This window comes from Maribacter aurantiacus (assembly GCF_005780245.1).
GTDB lineage: Bacteria > Bacteroidota > Bacteroidia > Flavobacteriales > Flavobacteriaceae > Maribacter > Maribacter flavus.
On sequence record NZ_VBUK01000035.1, the window covers coordinates 1 to 224 of the forward strand.

The 224-nt window shown below is 51.3% G+C and carries 1 protein-coding gene; it reads left to right on the forward strand.

Going from position 1 to position 224, the window contains the following annotated elements; genetic code table 11:
• The coding region (locus FEK29_RS18020; protein WP_161595372.1) for a hypothetical protein at positions 1-224 on the forward strand (224 nt) is incomplete at both ends.

The following is a 224-nucleotide window of genomic DNA, read 5'->3' on the forward strand; positions in this document are numbered from 1 at the left end:
AGCAACACCTTCACGGAAGTAGACGGTAGCGTCACGAACGAGCTTACGGACTTAAGCCTAAGCGGAAACACGTTGACACTGACGAATCCTGCAACGGGCGGCAATAGTGTCGACCTGAGCGGTTTCGTGAACACGGATTCGCAGACTTTGAGCCTTAGCGGTACGGATCTTTCCATATCCGGAGGCAATACCATAGATATCGGTAGCATAGATACGGATACGGA